This is a genomic window from Nonomuraea sp. NPDC050394, assembly GCF_044459065.1.
Lineage (GTDB): Bacteria > Actinomycetota > Actinomycetes > Streptosporangiales > Streptosporangiaceae > Nonomuraea.
The window spans coordinates 441,975-466,793 of the sequence record NZ_JBITIO010000008.1 but is presented as its reverse complement, the minus strand read 5'-3'; the positions used below and the strand labels follow the sequence as shown (position 1 = coordinate 466,793).

General features: G+C 70.7%; 26 protein-coding genes. 10 read left to right on the top strand and 16 right to left on the bottom strand.

Annotated elements, in window-relative coordinates; translation table 11 throughout:
• Positions 1–131 precede the first annotated feature (131 nt).
• Complete coding sequence (locus ACIBKY_RS31130) at positions 132–1,271, top strand: epoxide hydrolase family protein (protein ID WP_397102080.1); 1,140 nt, start codon at positions 132–134, stop codon at positions 1,269–1,271.
• Here the strand turns inward: ACIBKY_RS31130 and ACIBKY_RS31125 are convergent.
• From ACIBKY_RS31125 to ACIBKY_RS31115, 3 genes are read right to left on the bottom strand one after another with little or no spacing between them, the layout of a single operon-like run.
• Complete coding sequence (locus tag ACIBKY_RS31125) at positions 1,252–2,475, bottom strand: ion channel protein (RefSeq protein ID WP_397102078.1); 1,224 nt, start codon at positions 2,473–2,475, stop codon at positions 1,252–1,254. The genes ACIBKY_RS31130 and ACIBKY_RS31125 overlap by 20 nt on opposite strands.
• Positions 2,476–2,510: 35 nt before the next feature.
• A complete protein-coding gene (locus ACIBKY_RS31120; RefSeq protein ID WP_397102076.1) occupies positions 2,511–2,966 on the bottom strand; it encodes a MarR family winged helix-turn-helix transcriptional regulator in 456 nt (151 codons plus the stop codon).
• Entirely contained in the window at positions 2,963–3,349 is a 387-nt protein-coding gene (locus ACIBKY_RS31115) for a hypothetical protein (protein ID WP_397102074.1), read from the bottom strand. The genes ACIBKY_RS31120 and ACIBKY_RS31115 overlap by 4 nt, the downstream gene beginning before the upstream one ends.
• Positions 3,350–3,409: 60 nt before the next feature.
• Between ACIBKY_RS31115 and ACIBKY_RS31110 the strand changes: the two genes are divergently transcribed.
• On the top strand, positions 3,410–3,658 hold the full coding sequence (locus ACIBKY_RS31110; protein ID WP_397102072.1) for a hypothetical protein: 249 nt from the start codon (positions 3,410–3,412) through the stop codon (positions 3,656–3,658).
• Between the two features lie 88 nt (positions 3,659–3,746).
• Here the strand turns inward: ACIBKY_RS31110 and ACIBKY_RS31105 are convergent, their stop codons facing one another.
• The 3 genes from ACIBKY_RS31105 to ACIBKY_RS31095 form a co-directional block, all read right to left on the bottom strand.
• Positions 3,747–4,067 carry a DMT family transporter gene (locus ACIBKY_RS31105; protein WP_397102070.1) on the bottom strand — a complete coding sequence of 107 codons (321 nt, stop codon included), beginning with the start codon at positions 4,065–4,067 and terminating at the stop codon, positions 3,747–3,749.
• Between the two features lie 21 nt (positions 4,068–4,088).
• The gene (locus ACIBKY_RS31100) at positions 4,089–4,418 is read right to left on the bottom strand and encodes a DMT family transporter (RefSeq protein WP_397102068.1); all 330 of its coding nucleotides are present in this window, start codon (positions 4,416–4,418) and stop codon (positions 4,089–4,091) included.
• 62 nt (positions 4,419–4,480) lie between these two features.
• Positions 4,481–5,347: an SDR family oxidoreductase gene (locus ACIBKY_RS31095; RefSeq protein WP_397102066.1), complete on the bottom strand. Its 867-nt coding sequence runs from the start codon at positions 5,345–5,347 to the stop codon at positions 4,481–4,483.
• Positions 5,348–5,414: 67 nt separating this feature from the next.
• Between ACIBKY_RS31095 and ACIBKY_RS31090 the strand changes: the two genes are divergently transcribed.
• Positions 5,415–6,017 (top strand): TetR/AcrR family transcriptional regulator, encoded by a 603-nt coding sequence (locus tag ACIBKY_RS31090; RefSeq protein ID WP_397102064.1) that lies wholly within the window; start codon positions 5,415–5,417, stop codon positions 6,015–6,017.
• A 275-nt stretch (positions 6,018–6,292) separates the two neighbouring features.
• Positions 6,293–6,718, top strand: a complete 426-nt coding sequence (locus tag ACIBKY_RS31085) for a hypothetical protein (RefSeq protein ID WP_397102062.1) — start codon at positions 6,293–6,295, stop codon at positions 6,716–6,718.
• 66 nt (positions 6,719–6,784) lie between these two features.
• Here ACIBKY_RS31085 and ACIBKY_RS31080 read toward each other — a convergent pair whose 3' ends face one another.
• The 3 genes from ACIBKY_RS31080 to ACIBKY_RS31070 all read right to left on the bottom strand — a co-directional run bounded on the left by ACIBKY_RS31080 (position 6,785) and on the right by ACIBKY_RS31070 (position 8,592).
• Positions 6,785–7,282 carry a hypothetical protein gene (locus ACIBKY_RS31080; RefSeq protein ID WP_397102060.1) on the bottom strand — a complete coding sequence of 166 codons (498 nt, stop codon included), beginning with the start codon at positions 7,280–7,282 and terminating at the stop codon, positions 6,785–6,787.
• A 164-nt stretch (positions 7,283–7,446) separates the two neighbouring features.
• Positions 7,447–7,719, bottom strand: coding sequence for a hypothetical protein (locus tag ACIBKY_RS31075; RefSeq protein WP_397102058.1), 273 nt, complete (start codon positions 7,717–7,719; stop codon positions 7,447–7,449).
• Between the two features lie 51 nt (positions 7,720–7,770).
• Entirely contained in the window at positions 7,771–8,592 is an 822-nt protein-coding gene (locus ACIBKY_RS31070) for an alpha/beta fold hydrolase (protein ID WP_397102056.1), read from the bottom strand.
• Positions 8,593–8,693: 101 nt separating this feature from the next.
• Here ACIBKY_RS31070 and ACIBKY_RS31065 point away from each other — a divergent pair, with 101 nt between their 5' ends.
• The 3 genes from ACIBKY_RS31065 (at position 8,694) to ACIBKY_RS31055 (ending at position 13,038) form a co-directional block, all read left to right on the top strand.
• Positions 8,694–11,450, top strand: coding sequence for a BTAD domain-containing putative transcriptional regulator (locus ACIBKY_RS31065; protein ID WP_397102054.1), 2,757 nt, complete (start codon positions 8,694–8,696; stop codon positions 11,448–11,450).
• 543 nt (positions 11,451–11,993) lie between these two features.
• The gene (locus ACIBKY_RS31060) at positions 11,994–12,389 is read left to right on the top strand and encodes an ArsR/SmtB family transcription factor (RefSeq protein WP_397102052.1); all 396 of its coding nucleotides are present in this window, start codon (positions 11,994–11,996) and stop codon (positions 12,387–12,389) included.
• Position 12,390: 1 nt separating this feature from the next.
• Positions 12,391–13,038, top strand: coding sequence for an SRPBCC family protein (locus ACIBKY_RS31055; protein ID WP_397102050.1), 648 nt, complete (start codon positions 12,391–12,393; stop codon positions 13,036–13,038).
• Between the two features lie 213 nt (positions 13,039–13,251).
• Here the strand turns inward: ACIBKY_RS31055 and ACIBKY_RS31050 are convergent, their stop codons facing one another.
• The 7 genes from ACIBKY_RS31050 to ACIBKY_RS31020 form a co-directional block, all read right to left on the bottom strand.
• Positions 13,252–13,806, bottom strand: a complete 555-nt coding sequence (locus ACIBKY_RS31050) for a hypothetical protein (RefSeq protein WP_397102048.1) — start codon at positions 13,804–13,806, stop codon at positions 13,252–13,254.
• Between the two features lie 315 nt (positions 13,807–14,121).
• Positions 14,122–15,693: an FAD-dependent monooxygenase gene (locus tag ACIBKY_RS31045; RefSeq protein ID WP_397102046.1), complete on the bottom strand. Its 1,572-nt coding sequence runs from the start codon at positions 15,691–15,693 to the stop codon at positions 14,122–14,124.
• Positions 15,690–16,322, bottom strand: coding sequence for a PadR family transcriptional regulator (locus tag ACIBKY_RS31040; protein WP_397102044.1), 633 nt, complete (start codon positions 16,320–16,322; stop codon positions 15,690–15,692). The genes ACIBKY_RS31045 and ACIBKY_RS31040 overlap by 4 nt, the downstream gene beginning before the upstream one ends.
• A 1,401-nt stretch (positions 16,323–17,723) precedes the next feature.
• Positions 17,724–18,443, bottom strand: a complete 720-nt coding sequence (locus ACIBKY_RS31035; protein ID WP_397102042.1) for a peptidase inhibitor family I36 protein — start codon at positions 18,441–18,443, stop codon at positions 17,724–17,726.
• Positions 18,444–18,607: 164 nt separating this feature from the next.
• The gene (locus ACIBKY_RS31030; RefSeq protein WP_397102040.1) at positions 18,608–19,582 is read right to left on the bottom strand and encodes a helix-turn-helix domain-containing protein; all 975 of its coding nucleotides are present in this window, start codon (positions 19,580–19,582) and stop codon (positions 18,608–18,610) included.
• Positions 19,583–19,837: 255 nt separating this feature from the next.
• Positions 19,838–20,359: a DUF6609 family protein gene (locus tag ACIBKY_RS31025; protein WP_397102038.1), complete on the bottom strand. Its 522-nt coding sequence runs from the start codon at positions 20,357–20,359 to the stop codon at positions 19,838–19,840.
• 313 nt (positions 20,360–20,672) lie between these two features.
• A complete protein-coding gene (locus ACIBKY_RS31020; RefSeq protein WP_397102036.1) occupies positions 20,673–22,001 on the bottom strand; it encodes an NAD(P)/FAD-dependent oxidoreductase in 1,329 nt (442 codons plus the stop codon).
• A 58-nt stretch (positions 22,002–22,059) separates the two neighbouring features.
• Between ACIBKY_RS31020 and ACIBKY_RS31015 the strand changes: the two genes are divergently transcribed.
• From ACIBKY_RS31015 to ACIBKY_RS31005, 3 genes are all read left to right on the top strand, one after another.
• A complete protein-coding gene (locus ACIBKY_RS31015; RefSeq protein ID WP_397102034.1) occupies positions 22,060–22,659 on the top strand; it encodes a TetR/AcrR family transcriptional regulator in 600 nt (199 codons plus the stop codon).
• 66 nt (positions 22,660–22,725) lie between these two features.
• Positions 22,726–23,655: an alpha/beta hydrolase gene (locus tag ACIBKY_RS31010; RefSeq protein ID WP_397102032.1), complete on the top strand. Its 930-nt coding sequence runs from the start codon at positions 22,726–22,728 to the stop codon at positions 23,653–23,655.
• Positions 23,645–24,790, top strand: a complete 1,146-nt coding sequence (locus ACIBKY_RS31005) for an acyltransferase (protein WP_397102031.1) — start codon at positions 23,645–23,647, stop codon at positions 24,788–24,790. The genes ACIBKY_RS31010 and ACIBKY_RS31005 overlap by 11 nt, the downstream gene beginning before the upstream one ends.
• The last annotated feature ends 29 nt before the right edge of the window (positions 24,791–24,819 follow it).

Here is a 24,819-nt window from a genome sequence, read left to right as displayed (position 1 = left end):
GTGGTGTCGGTCGGGTGATGGGTGGCTGGCCGCTGAGGGCCGGGCGGCATCGGTCACGCTACATCGGATATAGCGGATGCCAGAGCGCGTCTCGCGCCCAAGGGGTGAACGACCGAACGAGAGGAACCGCGATGAGCATCCGTCCCTTCCGCATCGAGATCCCGCAGGCGCGGCTCGACGACCTGGCCGCCCGCCTGGCCGCGACCCGCTGGCCGGACGAGCTGCCCGGCGTGGGCTGGAGCCGGGGCGTGCCGGTGGAGTACCTGCGGGAACTGGCCGGCTACTGGCGTACCGGCTATGACTGGCGGGCGCAGGAGGCGGCGATCAACGAGCACCCGCAGTACCTCACCGCGATCGACGGGCAGAACGTCCACTTCCTGCACGTCCGCTCCCCCGAGCCGGACGCGACGCCGCTGCTTCTGCTGCACGGCTGGCCGGGCGCGGTGACCGACTTCCTCGACGTCATCGGCCCGCTGTCGGACCCGCGCGCCCACGGCGGCGACCCGGCGGCCGCCTTCCACCTGGTGATCCCGTCGCTGCCGGGCTTCGGGTTCTCGACGCCGCTGGCGGGGCCGGGCATGAACGCGGCCAGGATGGCGGGGTTGTTCGTGCGCCTCATGGCCGAGCTCGGATACGACCGCTACGGCGCGCACGGCTACGACACGGGCTCCTGGGTGGCCCCGGCGATCGGCAGGCAGGATCCCGATCACGTGATCGGCGTGCACATGAACGGGATGATCACGTTCCCGGCCGGCGCCGAGGGCGAGATGGACGGCCTGTCGGAGGTCGAGCGCGGCCGGTGGGAGCGCATGGAGAACTTCAACGACGGCTATCTGCAGTGCAACTCCAAGCGCCCGCAGACCGTGGCTTACGGCCTGAACGACTCGCCGGCCGGCCAGCTCGCCTGGATCATGGAGAAGTTCAAGGAGCTCACGATCCCGGAGGACGGCCTGCCGGAGGAGAGCATCGACCGCGACAGCATGCTGACCGACGTCTCGATCTACTGGCTGACCGGCACGGCGGGCTCGGCGGCGCAGATCTACTACGAGGAGATCTCGGCCGCCGACTGGAACGAGACGCCCGAGCGCGGCAAGGTGCCGACCGGGGTACTGGTCACGGCCCACGACGTGACGATCCGGCCATGGGCGGAGCGCGACCACAACGTCGTGCGCTGGACCGAACTCGGCGAAGGCGGCCACTTCCTGTCGATGGAGCGGCCCGATCTGCTGGTCGCCGACCTGCGCGCGTTCTTCACGTCCTCTCTTCGATGATCATCTGAGGGCGCCCGGTGACCAGCAGCCACGCGGGCAGCAGGGCCAGGCAGAGCACGGGGATCAGGTCGAGGTCGGTGACGACGGCCGCGGCCATGAACAGGCTCAGCCAGCCCTGCTGGGTCACGGCGAGGGTGACGCCGAGCACGCCGCAGGCGATGGACAGCGACGGCGGCACGCCGGGCACCAGGGCGGAGGCGAGCAGGCCGAGCGCGACGCCGATGAAGACCGCGGGGAAGATCCGGCCGCCGATGAAGGCCGCGGTGGCGGCGATGAGGAGGGCGGCGAGCTTCACCAGGATGATCAGGGCCAGGGAGGCGGCGCCGTGCGGGGAGGCGACCAGTTCCTTCATCTCCGCCAGGCCCTTGAACAGGGTGATCTGGCCGCCGATCATCCCGGCGACGCCGAGGGCCACGCCGGCCAGCGTCAGCCGGAGCACGGGGTGGCGGACGAGGTGGAACAGGCGGTGGACGTGCGGGAAGGCGTAGACGGCCGCCAGCCCCGCCAGGACGGCCGCGCACGTGATGACCATGCCGCTGAGCAGGTCGAGCGGCTGGATGGAGTAGTCGGGCAGGCCCAGGTGGAAGACCGGGCTGGCGATCAGGACGGTGGTGATCGCCCCGGCGCCCGCCGCGACCAGCGGGCCGAACAGGCGGTCCCACAGCGGCACGTCCTTCGGTCCGAGCGCCAGCTCCGACAGGATCAGCGCGGCGGCCACGGGCGTGCCGAACAGCGCGCCGATCGTCCCGGCCGCCGCCAGGCCCAGCCAGACCGGCGCCTTGATGCCGGGAAGCAGGCGCACGCCCACCGCGACGGCCAGGGCGATGTTGGCGGCGGTGATCGGGTTCTCCGGTCCGAGGCTGACGCCGCCGGCGAGGGTGAGCGCGGTGGCCAGCAGCATGCCGGGAACGACGGACACCGGCAGCGGCTCGCCCACCAGCCCCTCGGTGGCCGGGTCGGGGCCCGTGGGGATCTTCCACACCACGAGCCCGACGGCCAGGCCCGTCAGGGTGAGAATGGCCAGCGTCCACCAGGGCGAGGCGCCGTCCAGGCCCAGCGCCGCGGGCAGGTGGTGCCACAGCACCTCCATCAGCGCTTCGGCGGCGATGTCGACCACCATCAGGATGAGACTGCAGGCGACGCCGACGACCAGCGCGGGCAGCGCGAGCCGGGCCAGCGCCGCGGCGGGTCGGCCTTGGGTCATGCCCTGTCAGTTGCCAGGCCGCCCTCTAGGCAAGATCAAGCCCGCGTAACTTTCTCGCCCGCGAGCCCTGCCGTGAGCTCCGGCGAGCGGCTCATCAGCCGGAGCATCGCGCGGTGGAAGTCCGCGCGCTCCTCCCGGGTCCAGTCGCCGGTGAGCCTGGCGAAGACCGCCTCCTGCCAGGCGTGCGCGTCGCGCAGCAACTCCCGTCCCTTCCCGGTCAGCTCGACGGTACGGCGCCGCCCGTCGGCGGCCGAGGCGGTGACGGCGAGGTAGCCACGCCCGGCCGCCCGGGCGACCAGCCGGGAGGCACCCGACTGGTCGAGCCCCAGCTCGGCCGCCACCTCGTTGACGGTGATCTCCGGCCGCCCGTCCAGCGCGTGGACCGCCTCGGCGACCATGACGTCGCGCCCGCGCTCGGCCCCCGCGTTCCACCGCCGTGACCAGTGGCGCACGAAGTGGAACAGCGCCTGTCCGGGTCCCGGCCCGCTCATTCGGTCGCGGCCAGGTCGGCGTACAGGCGGGCGAACTCGAGCGCCGCCCGCAGCCCGGGAAAGCGCAGCGCGGCCGATACCCGGTCCCCGCCGGCCCGGAACACGGTCGCGACCCTGGCCCACTCGGCGTCCTGCGGCCAGCGCGCGTCCTGCTCGACGACCACGACCCGCTCGCTGACCGGATGCCACGAGCGGGGACGCAACTGGATTCCCGACCGCACGATCCAGCCGGCGAAGTCGCCGGGCGTGACAGGTCCCGACCCCTTGGGCCCGTTGACCACGATGGGGTCGGCCGCGACCGCGCGCACGCCGTCCAGGTCCCCGCCGTTCACGACCTCGTGCCAGCGGCCCACGGCCGCCTCTGTCCGCTCCGATGTGCTCATGCTCCGAAATTATATGCGATTCGCATATACCAGTCCGCCCGGTGCCACGGCGTCAAGCGGGTGATCGGCAGCACGGGCGGCCGGGAGAAGATCGGCTACCTCGTCGGCGAGCTGGGCTTCGACTACCACGACGGGCCGGTCGCCGCCCGGCCGGCGGAACTGGCGCCGGACGGCATCGACGTCTTCTTCGACACCCTCGACCTGGAGCCCGCCGTCCTGCGCGACGTCACGATCCGCGGGTTCACCACCCCCTCGGCGGCGATCCCAGGTGGGTACGCGAGGGCCGCTTCGTCGTCCCCCACACCGTGATCGAGGGCGGCCTGGCCGCGGTACCCGGCGCCCTCATCGGCCAGATGAACGGCAGACACCGGGGGACCACCCGGGTCCGGCTGTGAGATCAGAGCCCTGAGGCTATCTTGAGAGTGATCACGCCGAGGATGATCGAGGCGAACGACAGCACCTTCGGCAGCGTGATCTTCTCCTTGTAGATCAGGGCTCCGAGAATGACGGTGCCGATCGCGCCGAGACCGGTCCAGATCGTGTAGCCGACGCCCACGTCCAGGGTCTTGAGCGCGAGGCTGAGAAAGTAGATGCCACCGGCGGCGGCCACCACGGTGAACAGCGACGGCCACAACTTGGTGAAGCCCTTGGTGGCGTTGGTGCCGAGGGCGAAGGCGATTTCGAAGATGACGGCGAGTGCCAGAAAGAACCAGGCCATGATGGGTGTACTCCTTGAGGGTCAGGCGGCGGTGAGCTTGTCGGACAACTTCAGCCCGAGGACGCCACCGATGATCAGGACGAAGGCGACGGCCTTCCAGACGTTCATGGACTCGCCGAAGATCAGCGTGCCGAGGACGACGGTGCCGGTGGCGCCGATGCCGGTCCACACGGTGTAGCCGACGCCCACGTCCAGGGTCTTCAGGGCCAGGCTGAGGAAGAAGATGCCGCCCGCCGCGGCGACGATCGTCACGATGGAGGGCACCAGTTCGGTGAAGCCGTTGGTCGCGTTGGTGCCCAGCGCGAACACCACCTCGAAGACCGAGGCCACGAGCAGATAGATCCATGCCATGAGGAAAACTCCTTGCACATACAAGCGACTGACCAGAAGTATGTATGTGCAAGCAAATCAAGTCAACCCATGGCTCTCCGCGCCTGGAGCTTGGCCACCAGCGACCAATAGATCATCCTGGCCATCGCCACCGGGCCGTACGAGACACCATCGGCGTACGGGGCATCGCCGCGCAGGGTGGCGTCCGCGCCGCCGTCGACGTAGAGGATCTGGCCGGCCATGAACGTGTTCGCCGGGCCGATCGTCCAGGCCAGCGCCTCGGCCACGGCGCCGGCCGGGCCGGGAAAGCCGAGCGGCTGCGGCAGGGCCTCGGCCATGAGCTTGGCCTGGGCCGGAGTGGCGAGCATCGTGGTCCGCGCGCTCTCGGTGCCGACGATGCCGGGGGCGACGGCGTTGAGCGGGATTCCGGACCCGGCCCAGTCGGGGGCGGCGCGGCGTACCCACCGGTTGAGGGCGATCTTGGTGGAGCGGTAGAGCACGCCGCCCCTCCCCCGGGCGATCGCGCGCCGGGCCGCCGCGGTCGCGGCGGCCTCGTCGTCGCGCAGGCACGCGGCGACCACGTCGCCGTCGCCCGCCGACAGCGACGAGGCGGACGACACCACGACCGCGCGCGGCGCGCCCGCCCGCGTGAGCAGCGGGCGCAGGCCGTTCAGGACGGCGAGCGTGCCGAAGTAGTTGACCCGGACGGTCGCTTCGACGGGGGCGGCGATGCCCGCGACCAGCGCGAGGCCGTCGACGCCCGACGGGGACAGCCGCTCCACGTCCCGGACCAGCGCGGCCCTGCCCTCGGCGGTGCCGAGGTCGGCGCGGACGTCGGCGCCCTCCGCCACGCCGCAGCGGATCACCCTGGCTCCGCGATCTGCCAGCAGGTCCGCGGTGAGCGCGCCGATGCCGGTGTCGGCGCCGGTGACCACGTAAGTGCGTGTCATCGTTCGTCCTTTCACTGCACTTATGCATCTATGCACTAATGTAGCGAAAGGCGGTAGAGTGTGCGGCATGCCGAAATCGACGGGGTTGCGCGATCGCAAGCGGCGGATGACGCGGGAGGCGATCGTGCGGGCCGCGACCGAGTTGTTCACCCGCCGGGGCTTCGCGCGCACCACGGTGGCCGACATCGCCGAGCGGGCCGGGGTGGCGCCGCGGACGTTCTTCCTGCACTTCGCCTCCAAGGAGGACGTGCTGTTCCACCACATCGAGCGGTACGTGGAGATCGCGGTCGCCCGTGTGTCCGCGCTGCCCGCCGGGACGACGGCGTGGGAGGCGGTGCAGCGGGCGGTGGAGTCGCTGGTCGACGCCCTTGACGTGGCCGACACCAACATCGACGCGCTGGCGCCGGTCCGGGTGCTGGTGGTCCGGGAGTCGGGCGGGATGCCGCCGTCGCTGGCCGTACGCCTGCATGGGGTGCAGACGCGCATCCTCGACGCGATCGCCGGGCGTTACCCCGGGCTGGACATGCTGCGCTGCGCCGCCCACCTGGGCGCCTGCGTCGGCGCCGTGAGCGCCGTGGCCTCCTGGGACGCGGTCCCCTCGGCCCGCACCGACGCCATGCGCCACGCCATAGCCCTGGCCGGCACCGGCTTCACCACCCCCACCCCCTGACCCGGCGGACCCCCTGATCCCGGCCCACCCGGGGCGCCCCCGGCCAGATCCGTGACCAATCTTTGTGACATTGGCCTCTCTGTCCACCGAAGCACTGTCATATGGACAAAGCGCAGGTAGAAGGGTGTCCTGCGAGGTGGCGAACAGTGCCCGGACGGCTACGCATGGGCGCCTCGGCCCAGGGCAGAACCAAATATCGACCGTCTGTTTACTTCGACCACACGCCCCATCTCTTCTACTAGGAAGGTAACGATTCGGCGCACGAGGAGGTCACAATGAATCCGAACGCGTTAGAGACCAAAGCGCAGCAACGCGGCTGGCAGGTTGTCAGCGAGTACGACGGGGACGGGCCGATGATGACGCTCGTCCGCGATGACTGGGAGATCTGGGTGGCGTTCTCCGGATCGGCTCCCGAAACAGCGACCCTCCGCAAGCCGGGCCGCACCGAGCCGAGAAAGCTCGGACTGCGTGAGATAGGCATGTGGGTACGGCGCGACCGCGGCCAGATGAGCCGCTTCGCCGTCGATGACCAGGTCATCGTCGGCGGCAGACCGGGTACGGTCACCGACATCACGCTCGCCCGGAGTCCGGGCGACACTCCGGGACGGATCCGCCTGACCGTGGCCTACGACGACGGCGGCACCGGCACCCCGTTCAGCGACCAGGTGGAACGACCACGAGCCGGATTGGGCCGAAGATAAGCCCCGGGCAGGCACCCTCCCACCCCCCGGCCTGTCCGTCAACGCTGGGTTGACGGACCTCAAGCGTCAACCTATGGTTGACGCATGTTCACGTGGGTCATGCGCGTCGCCGCCGCCCTGCTCCTTCTCGGCCTGGTGAGCGCCATGTTGTGGTGACGCCGCCGGCGTCCGTCCGCAGGCGCGTACCGTGTCATAGTCGTGTACGGCCAGCGCCACCGGCCCGGCGAACGAGATCACGACGACCAGCGCGAGCAGGAACGGCTCCAGCCACCACCGCCGCAGCAACCGCGCCCGCGCCACCAGCAGCACCAGGAGCGCGATCGAGGCCGACGCGATCGAGACGGCCGGGAACACGATGATCCGCCCCAGGGCCCAGAACACACTGGACACGGCCAGCGCGAACCGCTCACCGCCCAGGCAGTTGGCCCGCGCCCACCACGACAGGCGGATCTCCAGCAGCGTCCCCGTCGTCGAGCACAGCACCGCGATGACCGCCGGGAACGCGCAGCCGAAGGTCCAGCGCACCTCGCGAGGCTCCGGCCCGCGCCGTTGTGTCAGGGTCACGACGCCAGCACATCAAGCCGGTGTGGGATGCTCCCGCAGGGTTTGTCGAGATCCTGTCGAGGTTCAGAGCACGGCCCGCGCCAGCGTGACCACCCCCGCCGCCGCCCACATGCGGTCCACGTTGAACCACGCCCCGAGAAAGGCGGCCCGGGTGAGCCCGGCCGTCAGGAGCCGTACGCGGCGATGGATTCCACCTTCACCACCGGCCCCTGGACGCCCAGTTCCGCGGCGATCGCCGGGATCTCTGGATCGGCGAGAAACCCCTCGTAGTCCTCGGCCGACCAGTCGAAGAGCGCCCACACGCGGCCGGGGTCGTCGGGATCGCGAAAGACCCAGGAACCCTCGCACCCGTGCTCCTTCCTCTTCTCGACGCCCTTGGTGGAGAACGTCCGCAGAAACTGATCGAAGTCGGCGACGTGGACGATGGTGAGGATCATGTCTTCTCCCAGGTGTGCTGCTCGCCAGAGCCTGCCCGCTGACAGGGGGTGTCAGTCCCGGAAGAACGAGGTCAGCATCGCCGCCACTTCGGCGGGGTCCGGCGCGTGCGACTGCCCCGCGAGCACCCGGCGTTCCGCGTGCGGGACGCTCGCGCGGATCGCCTCCGCGGCCCGGTCGAAGAAGTCGGACGGCAGCCCGCCCATGCCCGCCTGGGCGTCCGGGCTCACCCCGCTGGTGGCGACCAGCGCCGGTCGCGTGATCTTCGCCAGGCGGCCGGCGGGCGGCCGGTAGTGGTTCACGGCCGCCGCGTCGTAGGCGAGCGTGTGCGCGAGGGGCAGCAAAGGAGTCCAGTACGGCGAGGCCTTCGCCCCCTCGATCTCCTCCTCCGACGAGCCCGCCAGCCGCATGAACAGCTCAAGGGCGTCACCGAGACGCCCCGCCGTCAACACCGGCCCGAGCCGATCCACATAGGCGCTGGTCCGCCGGTACACGTGATCGGCGACGGCGTAGGGAACGTCGTACACGGCGAGCCGGGACACCGCGACGCCGGCCGCAGCGGCCTCCAGCACCAGACCGCCGCCGGAGGACACTCCGTACAGGCACGCGGTCCCGCCCGCCTCGGCGACCAGAGCTTCGATGTCCTCGATCTCCCGTTCCAGGGCGTACGGGCGGGTGTCGCCGCTGTCGCCTCTCCCACGCCGGTCGTAGTTGTACACGGTGAAACGCGCGGACAACTCCGCGGCCAGCGGCGCGTTGTTCCCCACGCCCTGCGCACGGCTGGTGAGGGCACCGCCCACGAGGATCACGGCCGGGCCGCTTCCCGCGCGGTCGTAGGCGATCGGGGTGCCGTCCGCCGAGGTCACGATGTTCATGTCGACTCCTCTGGATTCGGGATGGAGACGAGGAAACCCGTCCACGCTGAAACATCGCCAAAAGTCCTCTACCATGCCGACATGACCAGCCCCCGGGTGAGATGACGCTCGAGATCTGCCTGCTGGGACCGTTGCGCGTCGTGGTGGACGGCCGGGTGCTCACGTTGCCCGCGGGGCGGCTGCCGACGCTGCTGGCGGTGCTGGCGCTCTCGCCCGGCGCGCCGGTGTCCGTGGACAGGCTCACGACAGCGGTGTGGGGCGAGGAATCCGCCGTCGACGTCCGTACCAACCTGCAGACGAGCGTGAGCCGGCTGCGCCGCCTGCTCGGCGGCGACCTGATCGAGACCCGCACCGGTGGGTACGCGCTGCTGGTCGAGCCCGATCAGGTGGATGCCGTCCGGTTCGTCCGGCTGCTTGACCGGGCGGCGACCGCCTCCGGCCAGGCGGCCGAACGCGATGACCTGGTGGCGGCCCTCCGGCTGTGGAGGGGCGTGCCGTTCGCGAACATCCGGTCGGAATGGCTGGAACAGACGCAAGCCACCCGGCTCCAGGAGCGGTATCTCGCCGCGCTGGAGCGGCGTGTCGACCTGGTGGCGCTGGAGACCACCGCTCGGCCCGCCGACCTGACCGTCGCCCTGGCCGAGCTGACCGAGCTGACCGGCCGGCATCCGCTGCGCGAGTCCCTGTGGGTACGCCTGCTCACCGTCCTCGAGCGGCTGGGCCGCCCGGCCGAGGCACTGGAGCGGTACGCGATGATCCGCGCCCGGCTCGGCGACGAGCTCGGCACGGAACCGGGACCCGAACTCCAGCACGTCCACGCCGCGCTCCTGGCCGGAAGGTCCCCGGCCGTGCCAACGTCGGCGGCCCGCCGTATCGTCCCGCGCCAGCTTCCCGCCGGCACCGAGGTCTTCGCCGGACGCGCGCCCGCGCTCGCGGAACTGGACAGGCTGCTGGAACGGCGGAGCGGCACGGTCGTCTGCGCCGTCACCGGCGCCCCGGGCATCGGCAAGTCCACCCTCGCGCTCCACTGGGCGCACCAGGTGGCCCACCGCTTTCCCGACGGCCAGCTCTACGTCAACCTGCGCGGCTTCGGCCCCTCCGGCACGCCGCTGGCGCCGGCGGACGCGCTGAGAGGATTCCTCGACGCGCTGGACGTGCCGCCGCAGGCCGTGCCCGCCGGGCTGCAGGCGCAGGCCGGCCTCTACCGCAGCGTGCTCGCAGGCACGCGCACGCTGGTACTCCTGGACAACGCCCGCGACGCCGGCCAGGTCGTGCCACTGCTCCCCGGCGCGCCCGGCTGCCTCGTGCTCGTGACCAGCCGCAACCAGCTCCCCGGCCTGGTCGCGGCCGGCGCCCGTCCGCTCGGGCTCGGCCTGCTCGGCGAGGACGAGGCCGAGCACCTGCTGATCCGCCGGCTCGGCGAACAGCGCGTGCGCGCCGAGCGATCCGCGGCCAGGGAACTCGTCCGCAAGGCCGCCGGGCTGCCCCTGGCTCTGGCGATCGTCGCCGCGCGCGCCGCCACCAACCCGCGCTTCCCGCTGGCCTCGGTTGCGGCCCAGCTCGGGGGTCTCGACGGGTTCGACGGGGGCGACGCCGCCAGCAACGCGCGTACCGTGTTCTCCTGGTCCTATCACGGACTCAGCGACCCTGCGGCGCGCCTGTTCCGGCTGCTCGGCCTCCATCCCGGCCCCGACCTCACCTCTGGCGCCGCGGCCGCCACCGCCGGCCTGCCACCCGCCCGCGTACGACCGCTCCTCGCCGAGCTGACCCGGGCCCATCTGATCAACGAGCACGTCCCCGGCCGGTACGCCTTCCACGACCTGCTGCGCGCGTTCGCCCGTGAGCAGGCCGGCGACCACGAGCCCGCCGAGGAGCGGCAGGCGGCCCTCGGGCGGACACTCGACCACTACGTCCGCACCGCGCACCGCGCCGACCGCCTGCTGTTCCAGCACGGAGAGACCATCACCCTCCCCGCACCGGCGCCGGGCGTCCAGGCCGAGGACCTGGGCGACGCCGATGCGGCCATCGCCTGGTTCGGTGCCGAGCGGCACGTGCTCCTCGCGGCCATCGGCCAGGCGGCCGGCCACGGGTTCGACCGCGAGACGTGCCACCTGGCCTGGACACAGGACGTCTTCCTGCACCGGCAGGGCCACTGGCACAACAGGAACACCGCCCAGCACGCCGCGCTGGACGCCGCCCGGCGCCTCGGCGAGACGACGACCCTGTCCAGGGCCCATCGCCAGCTGGGATCCTCCTACATCGACCTCGGCCACCACGACGAAGCCCACCTGCACCTGCGCCGCGCTCTCGAACTGGCCGCCGACGCCGGGGACACGGCCGGTCAGGCGTGGACCCACTACTACCGCGACCTGCTGTACGGCCTCCAGGGCGGCCACGACCGGGAAGCGCTGGCCGCCGCGCAGGATGCCCTGCGCCTCTTCACGCAGATCCGGCACGAGTACGGCCAGGCGATCGCCCTCACCGACGTCGGCTGGTACCAGGGCAGGCTCGGAGACCACGGCCAGGCACTGGAGTCCTGCGAACAGGCCCTGACCATGCACCACAGGCTCGGCAACCTCACCTACCAGGCCCACACCTGGTCATGCCTCGGGGAGATCCATCAGGACCGCGGCGACCGGGTCAAGGCCCTCGACTGCCGGCAACGGGCACTCGATCTCTTCGTACGGCTCCGCGACCGCTACGGCGAGGCCGGCACGCTAGCCGACATCGGCGACCTCCACCATGCGGGCGGCAACCTCGCGGCGGCCCGCCGTTTCTGGCAGGACGCCCACGCCATCCTCGGCGATCTGGACGCGCCCGCCGCGACCCAGATCCGCACCCGCCTGCGTCACCTTTGAGCGAGCGACCACGGCCTGGCCGGAGACCGACGCCCCTCGCTGACCCCACGGCCCGGACCTCCCGCCCGGGCACACTGATCCCGGCGACGCTCGGGCCGTCATGACGCTGCGTCAGTGTCGCCCCGGGACCTGCGGAGCTCGCGTGAACAGCGTTCCGAATGTGCCGGAACGCGACGAGTACGAGGATCGCGCACTGCATCACCACACACGCACGAGCCGGAACTGCTCGACATCCTCGGCCTGAACCCCAGATCATCGATCCGCGCGTTCACCGCCTCGGAGATGCGGGCGCCGGTCTGCAACAGCAGCCGGATCAGCGCTGCGGTCCGCAGCCGTTCCCGGCCGTGATCGGCGTCGGCCGCCCCGAGGAGATCCTGCGCCTCCCCCTTGGCGAACGCGACCGTCTCGGAGTGCTTGCGCGGGATCTTCGGCCCGCAGCGTCTTCTTACCTTGGGGCCGCGGCCGGCTTCAGGAGCAGGACGCCAGGAAACCTGGAAATACCAGCTCTGGCTTATATAAGTCCAGCCTGGTATATTTGTGATTGTGCACGCGTTCGACATCCTCGGCGAGCCGGTGCGCCGGCGCATTCTGGAGCTGCTCGCCGAGGGTGAGCAGACCTCTGGGGCGATCACGGACGTGATCCGGGCTGAGTTCGCACTGTCCCAGCCGGCGGTTTCCCAGCATCTTCGCGTTCTGCGTGAGAACGGGTTCGCGTCGGTCCGGGCCGAGGGGGCTCGCCGGTTCTATGCCGTCGAGCCGACGTCGCTCAGCGAGGTTGACGTGTGGTTGGACCGGTTTCGCGGGCTCTGGGATCAGCGGCTCGATGCCCTGGGCACTGAGCTGGCCCGGGGCAGGCGCGCATCCCGGTCCCGGGCCGGCCGGCAGCCCGACACGGCGCCGACGCCGGCAAGCCCTATCCGCCAGGTGAAAGGAACATGACATGAAGGACGTGCTGGACGAACTGGCCGCTGCGCGCCGGACGATGGGAACAGCGAGCCTGCCCGCCGGCGACGCGTACACGATGGAGTTGCGGCGTCGCTACGACGCGCCGGTCGACGACGTGTGGAACGCCATCACCGACCCTGAGCGGCTGGGCCGTTGGTTGAAGTCGGTCACCGGAGACCTGCGGCTCGGCGGGTCGTTCGAGCTGGACGGCGGTGAGCACGGGGAGATCCTCCGGTGCGAGCCGCCGCGTCTGCTGCGGGTGTCCTGGCTCTTCGGGCCGGACGCCGACGAGTGGCCGGGCACGAGCGAGGTCGAGGTGCGCCTGTCCCCGGGCCCTGCCGGGGACACCGAGCTTGAACTGGTCCATGCGGCGGCCGTCGGGGAGCCCATGTTCCCGACCTACGGTCCCGGTGCCGGCGGTGTGGGCTGGGACCTGCATCTCCTCGCCCTGGCCCGGTTCCTGGCAGACGGCGAGACCCTCGATCACGAGGAGTTTCAGACCTCGCCCACGGGGCGCGAGTTCGTGCGGCGCAGCGCTGCGGCATGGGGCGAAGCTCACCTGGCCGCCGGTGGCGATCCGGATCACGTGGCGGCCGCCGTCAAGGCCACCACCGCGTTCTACGCCCCCGGCGGGAACGCTTGATGAAGTACACCACCTCGATCGAGATCGCCCTGCCGCGAGCACTAGATGACCCTGTGGATCAGTGTCGCATCGCGGCGCCCTGCGGAGATTGTCTCTCGAAGCACACGCCGACCTCGACAATGACGGCGTCAAAGGGTTCGGCCGCATCATCGTCCGCCGCCACCTCGACCGCGACGGTTCGATTTACGTCAGGTCGCCAGTGCCGTGCCCCCGTCACAGTTTCCTTCGGAGGGGCAGGAACGCGATCAAGTAGCACAACGCACTCACCGGGATCAGGCCCAGCGTCACGAGAGGCAGGAGGCTGCCTGCCAGGACGAGTGCCGGACTCCACCAGGGCAGCGTGCCTTTCACGGCGAGGATGAAGGTGAGCACGATCATCCCGGCGAAGAGCAGTTGCGGGCCTACCTGGTAGAAGACGAGGTCAACGCCCGGCAGCGCGCGGACCTGGCGGCTGAGCGCATTCATTCCCGCCCTGTCGTCGGCGAGCACGCCGTACACCATGTCAGCCGCGAACTGGACGATCGAGGTCGTCGCTCCGATGAGGGTGGCCCCCACGGCCATCTCCCTGGCCAGGCCGGGGGCAAGAAGGAGGCGGATACCGAGGGCCAGACAGGCGAACAACCCCATGCCGGCGATCCCCAGCGCGTGAGCGATCTGCCAGTCCGGACCCGGCCCGTACCGGCCGTCCGCCAGCCCCAGCAGGCTGATGCCGCCGTAAGCGCACAACAGCAGAGGGGCGCCCAGAACCGACAACCTTGCGATCTTCACGCGCTGATATTGTCGATCTTCACCCGGGGAGGGCATCAGGGCAATCCCTGGAATGCCCCCTAAAGCCCTTCCTTCCCCGGAACGGCTCCATCGTGGACACAAGCGGGCGGGCAACGCCTGACCCGCGGCGACCACCTGAACGACCCCGAGCCCGTCGCCGAACCGCCCTGGTGGCGGAAGCCTCAACGCACCGACGAGACATACCTCCAGCAGCCGCTGGCGAGCGCGTTCTCGGCGTCGTGGTCGCGGAGCATGCGCAACAGCCGGCCAGGCATGGGGTTCTGCGGCCACTGCCGACCGAACGGTTCGTGCCCGCTATGACTGGCCGAGGATCGTGGCGAGGGCATCGCGGAGTGCGCCGCCCGGGTCGGTGGTGCCGGGCTCGGCGCGCCAGGCCACGTAGCCGTCCGGCCGAACCAGCACCGCGCCGTCGCTTCCCAGGTCGTACCGGTGGGCGAACTCCGACTCGACGTCCACCAGCTCCACGTTCTCGCCCGCCGTACCGATGCGGTATACCTCGACGTTGTCCGCAGCGTCCAGCCAGGCCTTGCCGTCCGCGCCGGTGAGCAGCACGAACGAGTGGGCGAACAGGTCGTGCACCGCGATGCGCTCGCCGTCCCGCTCCAGCCACAGGTGCGGCGCCCGCGTACCGGGCCGGCCGTGCAGGTCGAGGACGTCGCCGAACACGGTATCGTACCGCGCGCCGAGCACCGCCGGCGAGGTGTAGCGCTGGCCGAGTGCCCAGTGGAGGTCGTCGATCTCATCATGCTCCGGATTGTGACCGGAGCGCCTGGCCTGCCGCAGCTCGGTGAGTTCGGCAAGGGTCTGGGCGATCGGCCGGCGTTCGGGCTCGTAGCTGTCCAGCAGGGCGGGCGCGGCCGAGCCGTTCAGCACCGCGGCGAGCTTCCAGGCGAGGTTGTGGCCATCCTGGACGCCGGTGTTGGCGCCGATGCCGCCGGCAGGCGACCAGGTGTGCGCGGCATCGCCGGTGAGGAAGACACGCCCTTGCCGGAACGTCTCGGCGATCGACACTTCCTGCGTCCACGGGGTCACGTCCTCCACGACGACGGGGATGTCATCGCGGCCGAGGGCACCGTGGATGATCTCGGCGCAGCGCTCCGCGGTGAAGTCGTCAGGCGACTGCGTGGCCGGGTCGTAGCCGATGCCGAGCCCCCAGCGGCCGTGCTCGGCGGTCGTGGCGAGAAGGGTGACGCCGACCTTCTCGTTCACGATGAGCCACAGGATCGCGCGCCGCTCGATGATCTGGTCGAGGTCGGCCTTGAAGATGACGCTGACGAAGTTCAGCGTCGGCCCTTGGAGAGGCTTGGCGATATCGAGCCGTTCCCGGATCGGGCTCCGCCGCCCGTCGGCTGCCACCATGTAGTCGGCGCGGAGTGTCCTTGTCTCGTTGGTCTTCCGGTCCCGGATCGTGGCGGTGACGCCGTCGTCGTCCTGCTCGAAGGCGGTCAGCTCGGTCTCGAAGCGCTGCTCGGCGCCGTTGTGCTGAGCGGCCTCGATCAGGACCGGCTCGACGGCGTTCTGGTCGGCCAGGTTGAACGTTCCGGCCGTGTGCTCGGGCCATGCGCGCGGCAGCTCCGGCGGGAACAGCCAGTGCCACTCACCGGCCACGGTCTCACAGCGCACGCCGCCGGCATCGTTCGCGAACGGCGTGCCCGCGTCGTTCACGGCGTCGGCGACTCCGAAGGCGCGGTAAATCTCCATCGTGCGTGGGTTGATGCCCCGCGCTCGGCCCTGCAGCGTGACCTCGGGGTGCTTGTCGACGAGCAGATGGCGCACGCCGTGCCGGGACAAGAACATCGAGGTGGCCAGGCCGACGAGGCCGCCCCCGACGATGAGAACTGGTACGTGCTCGTGGGGGGTGGTCATGTCTCGGGCTCCTCCCGATCGTCGATCTGGTAGTTGTACTTGGCCGCGATTTCCATCAGCCACTGGTCGTTCCAGCTGATGCGCTTGGTACGTAGGTCGTCGAGCACGGACCCGATCCAGCCGAGTTCGGTCCTGACGCTCGCGCGGCGGAGCTCCTCTTCGAGCATGAAGACGCGCGGAACGTCGCCGGCCTGCTGGAACGCCGCGTCGAGCGCGTCGAGTTCTGTTTGCAGGCGTTGGGCGCGTTTGGTCAACTCCCGTTGGACTTCTTCAGGAGTGAGCACGGTGAGGAAGGAGACGCCGACGAGGAATTCCGGGAACTCGTTGCCGGTCTCGGTGAGCATCTCCTTTAGCCAGTGGCCGGTGGTCTCGCGGCCCTGCTTGGTGATCTCGTAGACCCTGCGTTCGGGCCGCTTGTCGACGCTGCCACTCTCGCGAACGGCGATGAGCCCGAGCCGTTGCAGCCGATCGATGGCCTGGTAGATGCTCGCCCGGCCGCGAACGTTGACGAGCCGATCCTTGCCGCGGGCCTTGATGAGCGCGTGGATGCGGTAGGCGTGCATCGGCTCCTCGTGGAGTGCCACCAATACGACCAACCCGAGCGCTGAACGTCGTTCCGTCGGCTTCATAGTCATGACATTACTAGTTAGATTATTACTAATCAACTCAGATGCGGGTAGGCCAGGATGCGGCCGTCGGCGTCGCGCGGCTTCCATTGCCGGACACGGAAGGACTCTGCTGGTGACTTGGGTTGGTGGCTCTGGTTCGCGATGTGATGGTTGCCGTCCTGATCAGACGCGGTGTGGCAGCGAGCGTCGGTATCTTCGTCCCGTGCTGCCGGGATGGATGGCGATGCAGCCCATGCCGTGGCCAGGGCCCGCCTTCCTGCCGGGGGCCGAAGCGAGCATGCGCGGCATTCTGGCCGGGGTCGAGGTGAGCGTTCGCAAACCGCAAGATGCCGCGGCCCCCGGCGCGCCGGGGGGCGCCGGGGATGCCGCGGCGGCCGAGAAGGGGACGGGCTGAGCGGCGTGAGGGCACGTCCCGGCAGTGTGTTGGGCCGGCTGGCCCGCGCGGCCCGGCCGCTCCGCCCGTGACTGCGGGTGACCCTCGCCTCCTTCCGGGCCCAGGTCCGAGGTCCGTCCTTCGCCCGCCCGGTCCAGTGGCCGAGCACCCGCCGGACGCCCGGGGCGTCGGGGTGCTCGGCGCCGAGCACCCGCTCGTAGATCGTCACCAGCTTGGCCAGCATGTCCGGGGCACCGGCCGCATCCTGGCCGTTGGCGAGAGGTTCGGGCCTATGCGCTTGCCATGCCCAGCTACCAGCCGCCTCATGGCCCAGGCCATCGTGGGGATGACCGGATCCTGCTGATCGAGGTGGTCTCGTGATGGTAGTTACGGGCGAGGCCGGAGGTCACCGATAGAGGAAGCTGATCTCCGGGGCACCTGGGTTGGGCCCGTTACGCAGATTCCAGCTGAGGGTGGCCGCTTCCGCGTACACGACACCAGGGCCGTCGCCGCCGATTCCGTGCCAGTTGCCGGTAACGGTGAACGTGTCTCCGAAACTGCAGCTCACCAGGCTGGACAGCGGATCAGCGTCGCTGCCCGATGTTCTCAGCGCGGAAGGGGCAGCGTTCGACCTCGCATGTGCGGGTGTGGCGAGGACCATACCCGGTATCGCCGTCGCGATGACTATCGCGGTGGAGAATGTAGCCAGTTTCGAGGTAGGCCTCATTGGGACTCCTTCCTTGTACGTTTTTGCTGACACGGCTAGAAGGCGTGCAAATGGTCGGGGAAACCGTTTGGATTCGCAGGCGGGTCTCTTGGAAGCATTCGCGTCCGCGCTGCGGAGATTGCGTGACGAGGGGGCGGGGCCGATATGCCGGGGAACTGGCACGTCGCGCCGCCTATTCGCCTGGCGCGTCGCAGGTTGCGATGTGAGGTGAGCGGTGCCGAGCCTGCGGTGGAGCGGGTTGAGGCGTGTACGGCGCAGCGGTGTGGCACCGCTGCGCACCTATGATCAGACGGCAGTTCTCCTAGCAGCCGGAGCTGGACAGCGATGAAATAACGTCGTTCCATCCAGCCGCGATCCAGTTGTCCTGCGTACCGGAGGGCATGGCGGTGACACGGCCTCCCGTGCCGGCGTCGGTCCGGACGCAGTACTCGTACCCGGTGTGGTTATTGGCCCAGGAAGAGACTTCGTCGTTGAAATCGCCGTTGAGGTCACCCCCGTCGCAGTATCCGCTGGGGCAGCGGATGATGGCGAAGTTGGGGTGGTACTGGCCCGCCGGCCACCTGACCTGCATCCCGGTCCAGTCAGCGTTGGTGTAGAGGCAGATGTTTCTGGCTGGACACGGGATGAACACGTTGTTGGGTATGGCCGTGACGCAGTAGTACATGTTGGGGCCGTCGCTCCGGCAGGCGGAAACCGCCGCCTGTTCGGCCGTACCTCGTCCGGCTGCCTCAGCGGCGGTGGCCGCGGTTGGGGCCGTAAATAGCCCCAACGCGAGCATAACCGCGGCTACGACCGCGAGTTTCGACAGTTTCCGCGAGATGTTCATGTCATTTCCTTTCTGTCGTTTGCTGAAGTCTGCGGACGCTTTGCGGGCAGCTAAAGCCGGGCTTGGCACGCTCCTCCTTTCCTTTTTGCCGGCGTGCGCCGGTGCCGGAAACTCCATGTCGGCGATGACACGGATGTGGGCCGCCTGCGAAGCACACGGTCCAGAACGCGCCGCATCCATGCGGAGGAGGACCATTTCCGCACTTTGAGGATGCAAGTCCGGTCCGGTGCGCGTCTTCCGGGAGAGCGCACACCTCTTTAGTCAGCGCGCACGGTGGCGCACTGCCGTCGGAACTCGCGCGGAAACAGGCCAAAGGGCCCGCCGGGTAGCGGCGGTCAGAGTGAGCCCGAGGGTTGGGGTCAGCGCGCTCCGGGGTATTGCTGCCGGAACTGGCGTGGGGAGAGTCCATAGGCGCTGCGGAAGGCCTGGCTGAAATGCGCCGGGCTGGTGAATCCCCAGCGGGCGGCGATGGCGCCGATCGGGTGGGCGGCCAGCCTGGGATCGGCTAGATCACGCCGGCACTGCCGCAGGCGGCGCTCACGGATCCAGGCGGCGACGGTGTGCCCGTCCGCGTGGAACAGCTTGTGCAGATAGCGTCGCGAGATGTGATGCGCCACGGCGATCGCATCCGGGCTCAGGTGCGCGTCTCCGAGGTTGGCCAGGATGAAGGCGCGGATTTCGGCCAGCAGGGCGCTCTGCCGGGTGTGCGGTGGCACCATGCTGTGGGCGTCCAGTTCGCTGGCCAGCGCCGCGGTCAGCATGTCCAGCGTCAAGACGGACAACCGGGCCGTGTCGGCCGGGCTGAACGTGTGCAGGTGCCGGGCCAGGTGCAGCAGGAACTGTGAGGACAGCGCGCCCACGCCCTGATCGCCCGGGATGCGCAGCCCCATCAGCTCCCGTAAGTCTCGCTGCGGGAAGGGCAGGAACGCGCGAGGAAACTGCAGGAACACCATCTGCGCCGCCTGCCGGCTCGGCGTGAGCCGGGTCAGGCAGGGTTGTGAGCTGTCACGCAGGGACAGATCACCGACATGAAGCTCGGCGTGCCGGTCGTCCTGCTCGGTCCATACGCGGCCATGCACGGTACAGGTCACCAGGAACGTCTCGGGATCGGATCGGCGGATCAGCTTGGGCGTGCGGTGAATCCACTGCGGCGTCGTGGTCATCAAGACCATCTGCACGGGGCCGAGCTCGCTGAAGTCGGCCTGGACCTGGAACGTGCTCTCAAGGTGCGGGTCACAGCCGGCAACGACAGGCAGCCACCGCGTCGCACTCACCTCGCGCCAGACGGCGAACCGTTCCTTCGCCGGAAGCTCAGCCGTGCTGACCGTCTCCACAACGCCTCCCCGCTGTCGACAGCCGTCACGACCTTATCCCGGGCGATCGGCTCTGCGTCGTTCGTGGCCGAGCCGGGTTGGTGTCGAGGACGGTGATCGCGTCGGGCCGCTCGGCCTGCGGTCGTAGGCGGCGACGTTGGCGAGTTTCTCGGGCGGCCCCGCGGCAGCGTCGCGGGGCAAGGGGATAGACCGTGGGATCAGGGGTCCCGAGCGCCCTACCTCCAGGGTCCCAATGTTTCCTACCAGGTCAATAGATCAGGTGAAGGTGAGCGCCGGGTAGGCCAGCAGCATGACGGCCCCGAAACCGATCTTGAGCAGGGCGTCGGCGATGCCGAAGACCCGCATGGGCACCTGCTGGGCCCGTAGCCCGATGAAGGCGTTGACGATCAGCAGGAGGCCGAGCACCACGATGAGTGGCCCGTGCGCCAGCCCCATGGGCAGGAAGTGCACGCCCACGACGAGCAGGATGGACAGGATGAGCGTGCGCTCGCCGGCGTCCTTGTAGCGGGTCAGCACCAGGTAGATGAGCCCCATCTCGATCACGATGGCGCCGGCCAGGCCGGCGATGTGGATGAACGAGGGTTTGCCGAGCGAGGGCAGCAGCGCGCTCAGCCCGCTGGCCGTCAGGCCGGTGGCGAAGCCGCCGATGACGAAGACCAGCCAGCGCGAGCGGAAGATCCAGCTCAGCAGGAAGCCGAGGCCGAGAAACAGGAGGAAGAGCCCGCCACCGCGGATCAGCGGATAAGGGTGGGCCAGGAGGGTCTCGACGGTACTCATAGGACATCAGCCTTCCATGCCGTAATGACCGCATTGACCATGTCTGCGAAGGTAGTGACCGTGGGTGGCCGCACCGGCCATCGTCATGACCGGGGCCCGTGCCGACGGGCACGACCACCGGCGGCACCCTCCGGCCGCGCGGGACGGAAGACCTCACCCCGGCGCCGGGCCGGCCTGTGGATCGCCCCGGACACGCACCGGCCCCGCCCCGCGGCCGAGCCGGAGCCGGTGGCCGTCCGGCCGCCGCGGGGGCAGGCCCCGCGCCGCCGGACCGGCGGCCGGCGGTGGAGGGGAACGATGCGGATGTCTTTGGTCATGGAGAGGCGGGCCGGTCGGCCGCGGGGATCCGGGCAGGCAACTCCGGATCGGCCGAATCGAGAGGAACCGCGGGCGAGCGCACCAGCCCGAACTGCACGCTCTGCCGCCGCAGCACCGCGTCCAGGAACCAGTCGACGGCGGTCCTGATCCGGTTGGCCGGCATCGCCATCAGGTGGTAGCCCCGGGTGACGACCTTGGCCGGGAAGCCGGTCAGCGGGACGCCGAGCGGCTGGGCCGCCGCCTGCATGCCGCCGAGGTCGACGACGAGGCCGAGGTCGTGGTGCTTGTAGGGGCGGGGCTTGCCGTACCCGAGCGAGGCCGCGACGTTGCGGGCGACCGCCCTGCCCTGGCGCTCGGCGTGCTGGGCGGTCATCGCGCACAGTTCGCCGTCCCTGGTCAGATCCGGTACGGCCGCCGCGTCGCCACAGGCGAAGATCTCCGGGTGGCCGGGCACGGCCAGGTTCTCGTCCACGAGGATGCGCCCGCGCACGGTCTCCAGCCCGAGGGCGGAGGCGAGCGGGTCGGGCCGTACCCCGGCGCCCCACACGATGGTGCGCGTGGGCACGAACTCGCCGTCGGTGAGCAGCACGCCGTCGCGCGTCGCCTCCTGGACGGAGGCGCCCGTGCGCACCTCCACTCCCCTGCGCCGCAGCACCCGCTCGGCACTCGCCGACAACCGCGCCGACAGCTCGGGCAGCACGCGGGGCGCGAGGTCGAGCAGCAGCCAGCGCACCGGCTGATCGCGCAGGCGCGGGTGGCGGCGGGTGAGCGACCTGGTCAGCAACTGCCCGGTGGCGGCGACCTCGGTGCCGGTGTAGCCGGCGCCGACCACCACGAACGTGCACCGGGCGGCGCGCTCGGCCGCGGACTCGGCCTCGGCGGCCAGTTCGATCTGGCGGGTGACGTGGTCGCGCAGGTAGACGGCCTCGGGGATGCCGCGGAAGCCATGGCTGTGCTCGACCACTCCGGGGATGGGCAGGATCTTGTTGACGCCGCCCACGGCCAGCACGAGCCGGTCGTAGTCCAGTTCGCGGTGGACGTCCTCGGGGTCGCGGTAGCGCACCCGCCCCGCCGGCACGTCCACGTGGTCGACGGTGCCGAGCACGACGCGCACTCCGCGCAGCGAGGCGGTCAGCGGCACCGCGATGCGGCGCGGGTCCAGGACTCCGGCGGACACCTCGGGCAGCAGCGGCAGGTACAGCGAGTAGTCGGTCGGGTTGACCAGCACGATCTCGGTCTCGGCTCCGGCCTTGCGGGCCAGCGTACGGGCGGCGTGGAAGCCGGCGAACCCGGCTCCGACGATCACGATCCGCGATCGGTACATGCGGCGCCTCCTTATGAAACTGATAGTTTCGAATCTAACGGTGTCGTATAGTGGCACAGTGCACGAACAAGCGCAACGGATGGGCCGCCCCCGCGAGGGCCGGGTCGACACCGCCATCGCCAAGGCCACGCTGGAACTGCTGGGCGAGGTCGGCTACGCGCGGCTGACCATGGACGAGGTCGCCGCCAGGGCCGGGATCAGCAAGGCCACGATCTACCGGCGGCACTCCTCCAAGCAGGAGATGGTCTTCGCGGTGGCCATCCACGGGGAGCAGTTGCCGATCCCCGACACCGGCACGCTCCGCGGCGACCTGGAACAGCTCGCGCGCACCATCGTCGGCCACCTCAGCGGCCCGGCCACCAAGGCGCTCATCGGCCTGCTCGGCGAGGTCGGCACCGACCCCGACCTGGCCGACCGCTTCGTGGCCGCCTTCATCGAGCCGGAGCGCCTGGGCAACACCGCGATGCTCGAACAGGCCGTACGCAGGGGCGAGCTGGCCCGCCTGCCGGACATGAACCTGTTCCACGCGATGTTCGGCGGGACGGTGCTGGCCTGGATGCTGCTGGCCAGGAACGACCCCGAGGAGCTACCGGAACGACTGGCCACCGCGGCCCTCGCCGTCCTGCGCGACGCCGAACAGCGCGCGGATGGTACCTGAGGGTCACGCGAAGATCCACTCCTCAGCGGGACGCCGGCGAACTGGGCCGATACCTAGATTTCCGGCATGCCCTTCATCAACCGGCTGCTGCTGCGCGCACTGGTCGCCGCGGCGGTGGCCGTACCGATCTCGGGGGCGGCGGGCTCGTCGGCGGTGCCCGCCCCGGTCCCCGCCGCCCAGCCGCCGCTGTCCTCGGCCGATCCCGCCGTCCTCGCCGGTCGGTACGCGGCGAGCCGTACCTCGGTCCTGGCGGCCGAGCGGTCGGCGGCCGCGGCGGGGCACCCCTCCCGGGCCGCGGCGCTGCGGGCGATGGCGGGCCGGGGCCGCACGTTCCTGTCCTTCGACGGCCGCGACGGCGGCCGGACGGCCGAGGTCTTCGGCGACCTGTCGCGCGCCGGGACGATCGCCGTGCTGGTCCCCGGCTCCGACACCGACCTCGACACCTACGGCCGCCTCTACGGCGGCGCCACCCGGCTGGCCGCCCGGCTCGGCGAGCGCGGGGCCGTCGTCGCCTGGGTCGGCTACCGCACGCCCGCCACCGTGAGCGCGCAGGTGCTGACCACCGGCCTGGCCGACGAGGCGGCGCCCGGCCTGCGCGCGTTCGTGCGCGAACTGCGTGCCGCGAAACCGGGCGCGCGGATCTCGCTCGTGTGCCACTCCTACGGCGCCGTCGTCTGCGGCAGCGCCGCGCCCGGCCTGCCCGTCGAGGCGATCGTCCTGTACGGCAGCCCCGGCACCGGCGCGGACACCGCCGCCGCCCTGCGCACCACCGCCGACGTCTGGGCCGGGCGCGGCGCCCGCGACTGGATCTCCGGCGTGCCCCACACCCGCGTCAGGCTGCCCTTCGCCACCCTCGGCCTGGGCGCCGACCCGGTCTCGCCCGGCTTCGGCGCCCGGATCTTCCCCGCGGGCGCGGCCGCCCACAGCGACTACCTGAACGCCGGCACGCCCTCGCTGCGCGCCATCTCCGCGATCGTGTCCGGCCATGACGTCTGAGCCGACGCTGTCCGGGCGCATCGGCGCGGCCACCCCGCCCGGCCGCGACCGCGCCGTGGACGGGCTGCGCGCCCTGGCCATCCTTGGTGTCGTGCTGGGCCACTGGCTGGTGACCGCGCTGGTCGTCGACAGCGGCTCGGTCCGGGTGACCAGCCCGCTCAAGGCCGTGCCCGAGCTGACGCCGATCTCCTGGGTGTTCCAGACGCTCGCACTGTTCTTCCTGGTCGGCGGCATGACCGCGGCCAAGTCCTACGCCTCGGCCGCGAGCTACGGGCCGTGGATACGCGCGCGCCTGGCCCGGCTGAGCCGTCCTGTCGTGCCGGTGCTGCTGGTGTGGTGCGTGGCGGCGGGCGGCATGCTCGTGGCCGGGGCCGAGCTCGAGACCGTGACGGCACTGGTGCGGCTGGTGGTCTCGCCGCTGTGGTTCCTGCTGGTGTTCGCGGCGCTGACGGCGGCCACGCCGCTGGCCGTCCGCCTGCACCCGGTGTGGCCGCTGGCCGTCGTCGCGATGATCGACCTGCTCCGGTACGGCCTGGCCGCCCCGGACTGGCTCGGCTGGGTCAACCTGGCAGCGGGCTGGCTGGTGCCGTACACGCTGGGCGCCGCCTGGACCCGCGGCACGCTGAGCCCGGTCGGAACCCACGGGGTGATGGGCGCGGCCCGCGGCGGTCTGCGCGGCCCGAGCGCCGCCTGGGTTCTGCTGGTGGGTGGCGGGGTGAGCGCCGCGGCGCTCGTCGTCTGGGGCGGGTATCCGGCGTCCATGGTGGGCGTGCCGGGCGCGGCGATCTCCAACCTGAACCCTCCTACCCTCGCCGCCGTCGCCTTCGGCCTGGCCCAGTGCGGGGCGGCGCTGCTCGCCCACGGCCCGCTGACGCGGGCGCTGCGCCGTCCCGCGGCGTGGGCGGCGGTGGCGCTGGCGAACCTGTCGGCGATGACGGTGTTCCTGTGGCACCAGACGGCCATGATCGCGGTCACCGCGCTGGGCCTGGCGGCGGCGGGACCCCTGCCGGGACTGCACACCGCGCCTCTCGAATCGGGCTGGGTGGTGGCCCGTGTGGCCTGGTTGCCGGTGTTCGCGGCGGCACTTCTGGTGTGCGTGGCGGCCTTCCGCGCCGCCGAACCGCGCCGGGCATAACACGGTGATAGGGGCAATCTGGCGGGGCC

Excerpts from the sequence above, each read along its gene's own strand:
- ACIBKY_RS31070 (WP_397102056.1), bottom strand. The coding sequence starts at position 8,592 with ATGAACATCGTGACCTCGGCGGACGGCACCCCGATCGCCTACGACCGC.
- ACIBKY_RS31010 (WP_397102032.1), top strand. The coding sequence starts at position 22,726 with ATGCCCTTCATCAACCGGCTGCTGCTGCGCGCACTGGTCGCCGCGGCG.
- ACIBKY_RS31105 (WP_397102070.1), bottom strand. The coding sequence starts at position 4,067 with ATGGCCTGGTTCTTTCTGGCACTCGCCGTCATCTTCGAAATCGCCTTC.
- ACIBKY_RS31085 (WP_397102062.1), top strand. The coding sequence starts at position 6,293 with ATGAATCCGAACGCGTTAGAGACCAAAGCGCAGCAACGCGGCTGGCAG.
- ACIBKY_RS31045 (WP_397102046.1), bottom strand. The coding sequence starts at position 15,693 with ATGACCACCCCCCACGAGCACGTACCAGTTCTCATCGTCGGGGGCGGC.
- ACIBKY_RS31020 (WP_397102036.1), bottom strand. The coding sequence starts at position 22,001 with ATGTACCGATCGCGGATCGTGATCGTCGGAGCCGGGTTCGCCGGCTTC.
- ACIBKY_RS31075 (WP_397102058.1), bottom strand. The coding sequence starts at position 7,719 with ATGATCCTCACCATCGTCCACGTCGCCGACTTCGATCAGTTTCTGCGG.
- ACIBKY_RS31065 (WP_397102054.1), top strand. The coding sequence starts at position 8,694 with ATGACGCTCGAGATCTGCCTGCTGGGACCGTTGCGCGTCGTGGTGGAC.
- ACIBKY_RS31100 (WP_397102068.1), bottom strand. The coding sequence starts at position 4,418 with ATGGCATGGATCTATCTGCTCGTGGCCTCGGTCTTCGAGGTGGTGTTC.
- ACIBKY_RS31115 (WP_397102074.1), bottom strand. The coding sequence starts at position 3,349 with ATGAGCACATCGGAGCGGACAGAGGCGGCCGTGGGCCGCTGGCACGAG.
- ACIBKY_RS31090 (WP_397102064.1), top strand. The coding sequence starts at position 5,415 with ATGCCGAAATCGACGGGGTTGCGCGATCGCAAGCGGCGGATGACGCGG.
- ACIBKY_RS31055 (WP_397102050.1), top strand. The coding sequence starts at position 12,391 with ATGAAGGACGTGCTGGACGAACTGGCCGCTGCGCGCCGGACGATGGGA.
- ACIBKY_RS31035 (WP_397102042.1), bottom strand. The coding sequence starts at position 18,443 with ATGGTCCTCCTCCGCATGGATGCGGCGCGTTCTGGACCGTGTGCTTCG.
- ACIBKY_RS31120 (WP_397102076.1), bottom strand. The coding sequence starts at position 2,966 with ATGAGCGGGCCGGGACCCGGACAGGCGCTGTTCCACTTCGTGCGCCAC.
- ACIBKY_RS31005 (WP_397102031.1), top strand. The coding sequence starts at position 23,645 with ATGACGTCTGAGCCGACGCTGTCCGGGCGCATCGGCGCGGCCACCCCG.
- ACIBKY_RS31040 (WP_397102044.1), bottom strand. The coding sequence starts at position 16,322 with ATGAAGCCGACGGAACGACGTTCAGCGCTCGGGTTGGTCGTATTGGTG.
- ACIBKY_RS31130 (WP_397102080.1), top strand. The coding sequence starts at position 132 with ATGAGCATCCGTCCCTTCCGCATCGAGATCCCGCAGGCGCGGCTCGAC.
- ACIBKY_RS31095 (WP_397102066.1), bottom strand. The coding sequence starts at position 5,347 with ATGACACGCACTTACGTGGTCACCGGCGCCGACACCGGCATCGGCGCG.
- ACIBKY_RS31125 (WP_397102078.1), bottom strand. The coding sequence starts at position 2,475 with ATGACCCAAGGCCGACCCGCCGCGGCGCTGGCCCGGCTCGCGCTGCCC.
- ACIBKY_RS31025 (WP_397102038.1), bottom strand. The coding sequence starts at position 20,359 with ATGAGTACCGTCGAGACCCTCCTGGCCCACCCTTATCCGCTGATCCGC.